This is a genomic window from Moorena sp. SIO3E8 (genome assembly GCF_010692445.1).
In the GTDB taxonomy this organism is placed as follows: Bacteria; Cyanobacteriota; Cyanobacteriia; order Cyanobacteriales; family Coleofasciculaceae; genus Moorena; species Moorena bouillonii.
This window is the reverse complement of sequence record NZ_JAAHHM010000257.1, coordinates 1-4,856: the sequence shown is the minus strand read 5'-3', so window position 1 is coordinate 4,856 and position 4,856 is coordinate 1. Positions and strand designations below refer to the sequence as shown.

Genomic DNA, 4,856 nt, shown 5'->3' with positions numbered 1-4,856 from the left:
CCGGAGACGAAACCTTAGAAGAGTGCAGCCTTACAACAAAACCTGTTACCTTTGATGCATAGCCTACCAACTATAAAGGCTGCACTCTTCTTGCGGTAACTTCTAGCCAGTCTCTTGGCATGTTCTTTACGCTGCCTACTTATTTTGAGGTGCTGTTTACCTAATCTATTAACGGCCTTCTTACGGTTAGCAGAGCCTTTCTTTTTTCGAGAAACTCGACGTTGGTAAAACTTTAGTCGCTTTTCTCCTTTACGGTAAAATATGGGATTGGGTTCAGTATTTCCCCTAGAATCGGTATAGAATTCTTTTAGTCCTACGTCCAATCCTACAGTAGCGTCAACCGGGTCTAATTGTTCTTCGTTCGTCACAGAGATGCAAAACTGAACATAATAACCATCAGCCCTTTTAAAAATGCGAACCCGTTTGATTTGCTTTTTGTCAAAGCGCCATAAGTCCCAGGTACCCTTGAGTTTTAACTTCCCTATTCCTTTCTTGTCACTGAATGTAATTGTTTTCTTGTCAGGGGAAAGTTTCCATCCTGATTGCTTATACTCAACCGACCTACAGTGTTTCTGAAAACGAGGATAGCCTTTCTTGCCAGGTACTTTTTTCTTGCAGTTTTCAAAGAAGCGAGAAATTGATGACCATGCTCTTTCAGCCGCAGCTTGTCGAGCAGTAGAGTTTAGTTCATTGGCAAACGGGAATTTTTTAGCTAGTATTTTGCAGTACTTGCTAAGGTCGTATTTCCCTGTCCCTTTGTTATCTATCCATAAACGAATGCAGCTATTCCGGATAAATTTAACCGTCCGAATTGCTTCGTTTATAGCTTGATATTGATGGGGTTTACCGTAGGCTTTAAACTCAAGTATGATCATCAGAACTCGACCTCTTCTGTTATATAATTACGCTAACACGGTTAGCGTAATATGTCAAGTACAAACAAAATATAGCAAGTCTTATACCCATGAGGTACAAATATTTGGGTTTTAGGGAGCAGGGAGCAGCTCACAGGGGTAGGTTTTTTACATTTGGGTCGGGAGTCGGGAATCGGGAATCGGGAATCGGGAATCGGGAATCGGGAATCGGGAATCGGGAAAAGCGGGAAATGGGGAGAATTATCCCGGACATTAGTGTGTATTTTGATACATATTTTGAGTAATTTATACGTAGCGATGCAGCGCGGTCTTGGGGGTTTCCCCCATGAGCGACTGCATCAAGACAATCAAAGTACCTACTCGCCCCTTTGTAAAAAACCTACCCTTGTAAGGCAGGGAGCAGGGACCAGGGAGCAGGGAAATGGAATAGCGATCGCTTAATCAAAACAGGGAATCAAGGTCAAAGAATAATGTACCTGATAACTGCGAGAAACGCTACAATCAGTTATCAAAAAACAACATTTTCCTAGGTAATCTCCCTCCTGATCCCCTGTTCCCTGTTGCCTGTTCCCTGTTCCCTACTATTGATAATTTACGATTCCTGATCCATTGGATTCTTACCAACATCAAAAATAATTATAAATTCCGCATCGGGCATTAATCGTTTCAGGGCCCACAAATGTCCCTCGGCATCCGATCGATTGCGGAAGCGAGCAACAACAACTCGCTGCATTTGTGGTAACAGCCTAATGACCACCCATGGATGAAGGCGTTCACAATAACTCATAATCAAATTGTCTCCTTTTTTAGGGGAGCCAGAGCTAGCCCGTTGATTTTGGACACTCGCCGGGCTAGCTCTTGACTCTGGGCGTCTCAGCGCCCACTCTTATACTATAGCACAAAAATATTATATTATAACATATTTTGAAAAATTTTGTTACAAATTTTTCGGGAGTCGGGAATCGGGAGTCGGGAGTCGGGAGTCGGGAGCAGGGAAACTATTGCCTCTTGCCTCTTGCCTCTTGCCTAATCAATAGCAGTAGAGTGGGCATCCTGCCCGCCCGACTATCTATGGACACTGGCAAGATGCCAGTTCTACTGCCAGTTTCAATAGCAGTAGAGTGGGCATCCTGCCCGCCCGACAATAAGCATGACACTGGCAAGATGCCAGTTCCACAGCCTATTGCCTATTGCCTATTGCCTATTGCCACCCTTCCTCCTCAAGTAAACCCTTCAACACCTCTTCCGTAAAAGGATTCTTACCAGCCCGGAGCTCATCTATCCATTTTTGCCGTTTTGCTTTCAACTTATCATTGTCGGTCGAGTCTACATATGCCTGAAAATCTGATATTGCTCCTGCGGTATCCCCAGTCAAAGCCCTAGCCAAACCACGACTATCCAAAATATTTCCATTTTCCGGATCTTTTGCTACTGCTTTTTCACAGGCATCCATCACGTCAGCAGCATATCCATGGAGGTTACCAAACCAACAGATTTGATTCCAAGAATAAGCAGAAATTTCTAGGTTTGGATCTAGTTGTTGTGCTTGTTTATAGAGAGATAGGGCTTTGGTTAATTCACCCTGCTTTGCTAACCACTCACCTCGTTTAACTTTAGTGAGTACTGCTAGCTGTTTGGCTTTTGTATCTGGTTCTAATTCTAGCTTCGGATTCCATTGTTTTGCTTCTTTAAACTTAGCAATAGCACCCTCAACATCCCCCTCTTTAGCTAACTGCTCACCTTTTGTAAAAAGAGCGATCGCTTTTGCATTTACCTGTGGCTCTAATGCTAGCTCCGGATTCCATTGTTTAGCTTTTTGGAACTTAGCAATAGCACCATCCACATCCCCCTGTTTGGCTAACTCCTCACCTTGTTTGACAAAACCAGAAGCTGCAGCTATTTTGCCATCTGAATCTTGGCATTTCTCTAAGTTTTCTAAATCTTCAGGATGATCCACAAAGTAATCTTCCAACAACTTACAGCCCCGAGCCAGCATCTCACCTAAATCTTCAACCGCCCAAACTCTGACCGTATTGTCCGATGATGCCGTAGCGAGGGTTTTACCATCGGGACTAAAACTTACACTATTTACCGAGTCTTGATGTCCTTCAAAGAGTGCTAATTGATTTCCTTGTAAATCCCAAACTCTGACCGTTTTGTCGGATGATGCAGAAGCGAGCATCTGACCATCTCGGCTAAAACTGACACTATTTACCGGGCCTTGATGTCCTTCAAAGAGTGCTAATTGATTTCCCTGTAAATCCCAAACTCTGACCGTTTTGTCGGATGATGCAGAAGCGAGCACCTTACCATCTCGGCTAAAACTGACACTATTTACCGGGCCTTGATGTCCTTCAAAGAGTGCTAATTGATTTCCTTGTAAATCCCAAACTCTGACCGTTTTGTCATATGATCCAGAAGCGAGCACCTTACCATCTCGGCTAAAACTAACACTATTTACCGAGTCTTGATGTCCTTCAAAGAGTGCTAATTGATTTCCTTCTAAATTCCAAACTCTGACCGTATTGTCTTTTGATGCAGAAGCGAGCATCTGACCATCTCGGCTAAAACTGACACTCCACACCGGGGATTGATGTCCTTTAAACAGAGCTAATTGGTTTCCTTGTAAATCCCAAAGTCTGACCTTTTTGTCCCATGATGCAGAAGCGAGCATCTGACCATTTCGGCTAAAACTGACACTATTTACCGAGGATTGATGTCCTTTAAACAGAGCTAATTGATTTCCTTCTAAATCCCAAACTCTGACCGTTTTGTCCCATGATGCAGAAGCGAGCATCTGACCATTTTGGCTAAAACTGATACTATTTACCGAGGATTGATGTCCTTGAAATTTTGTCTTTTCTTTGAATTTACTAAGACTTTGGTGTAGAACATAGAGAGGACTAATGGTAGGATACTTATCCAAAGGGCGACCATCTTTCACGATATTAAATAGCTGTTGCCCAGTATTCATGGCTGAGTATAAAAGCTCTACCCCTTCTTCACTGGTGGTGCTATAGTGAACGTCATCCCTTAGTAAGCGTCGTAGAATATTAGCCCCTTGCTGTTCTAGTGCGGTACCCTTCTGTGCTTCTTGTGCTTTCTTGACTTGCTGCCCAGAGTAGATACCAATCACCACAGCCACCATAGTAACAGCCATGGTCAAAACTGAAGCTACAGTAAATCTCGTACGACCTTTGCGAATTAGCTGTTTGGCTTCCTGTTGGGCAATAGTTAAATTCTCATTCGCCTTAGCTAATATCCGACTTTCTTCTGCCAATACCCTGCGGTCTAATTCCTGACCAGCAGCCAAAAACTGATAATCCAAATCGCTCAAACTTTTACCCCTAGCCCAAGCTTGAGCATTCTCTAACGCCACCCCCCGCAACAAACGGGATTCATCCTGACACCCAGACTCAACCCAAGCAGTAAAGGCTTCAGAATAGGGACGCAGCCTCGCTAATTCTTGCTTAACCCAATCGCGATCAAAAACACTGCCATAAATCCGGTTGTTAACTTTTAAATACCCATCCCGCTCCACTACCAACCCCGATAGCTTTAATTCTGTCTGTTCTTCACTGCCATCAGCAGCAATACTACTCTGATCTAATACGTGCTGATACAATCCCAACAGCCTACTCGCCCGTTGCTCATTTCTGAGAATGCGATCGCGTATGGTCTTCAAGTGCTCTGGCTTATCCTGAGATACCCAATTGTCAATAATTTGGGTACGAGCGACCTGTGCAACTGTAGTGCTGCAATGGGATCCCCCTCCCGTCCCCCTTAATAAGGGGGAAGCTTGAGAATGGTTTGATTTCCCTCCAGAAGTGCCCTCAACTCCAGTTCCCCCCTTGTTAAGCTATCCATTAGGCAAAAGTAGTCGAAACAGTGATAGAGACTAGGACGTAGAAGCAAGTTGTGAACCTTCAAACAAATGGTAAAAGGTAGAAAGCCCTCGCCAGAGAGTTTTCAAGCCAGGTT

General features: G+C 43.9%; 6 protein-coding genes. 2 read left to right on the top strand and 4 right to left on the bottom strand.

What is annotated here, in order from left to right:
• Window positions 1–14: 14 nt before the first annotated feature.
• Together F6K46_RS38240 and F6K46_RS38235 are read right to left on the bottom strand one after the other, a co-directional pair.
• Window positions 15–875, bottom strand: a complete 861-nt coding sequence (locus F6K46_RS38240; protein ID WP_293068248.1) for a transposase — start codon at window positions 873–875, stop codon at window positions 15–17.
• Window positions 876–1,005: 130 nt separating this feature from the next.
• Entirely contained in the window at window positions 1,006–1,128 is a 123-nt protein-coding gene (locus tag F6K46_RS38235; RefSeq protein ID WP_293068245.1) for a hypothetical protein, read from the bottom strand.
• 44 nt (window positions 1,129–1,172) lie between these two features.
• On the opposite strand from F6K46_RS38235, the gene F6K46_RS38230 reads away from it, so the two are divergent.
• A complete protein-coding gene (locus tag F6K46_RS38230) occupies window positions 1,173–1,316 on the top strand; it encodes a hypothetical protein (protein WP_293068242.1) in 144 nt (47 codons plus the stop codon).
• A gap of 151 nt (window positions 1,317–1,467) precedes the next feature.
• Here F6K46_RS38230 and F6K46_RS38225 read toward each other — a convergent pair whose 3' ends face one another.
• Window positions 1,468–1,662: a hypothetical protein gene (locus F6K46_RS38225; protein ID WP_293068240.1), complete on the bottom strand. Its 195-nt coding sequence runs from the start codon at window positions 1,660–1,662 to the stop codon at window positions 1,468–1,470.
• Window positions 1,663–1,799: 137 nt separating this feature from the next.
• On the opposite strand from F6K46_RS38225, the gene F6K46_RS38220 reads away from it, so the two are divergent.
• Window positions 1,800–2,126, top strand: a complete 327-nt coding sequence (locus tag F6K46_RS38220; RefSeq protein ID WP_293068238.1) for a hypothetical protein — start codon at window positions 1,800–1,802, stop codon at window positions 2,124–2,126.
• Here the strand turns inward: F6K46_RS38220 and F6K46_RS38215 are convergent.
• On the bottom strand, window positions 2,077–4,560 hold the full coding sequence (locus F6K46_RS38215; RefSeq protein WP_293068235.1) for a hypothetical protein: 2,484 nt from the start codon (window positions 4,558–4,560) through the stop codon (window positions 2,077–2,079). The genes F6K46_RS38220 and F6K46_RS38215 overlap by 50 nt on opposite strands.
• Between the last annotated feature and the right edge of the window lie 296 nt (window positions 4,561–4,856).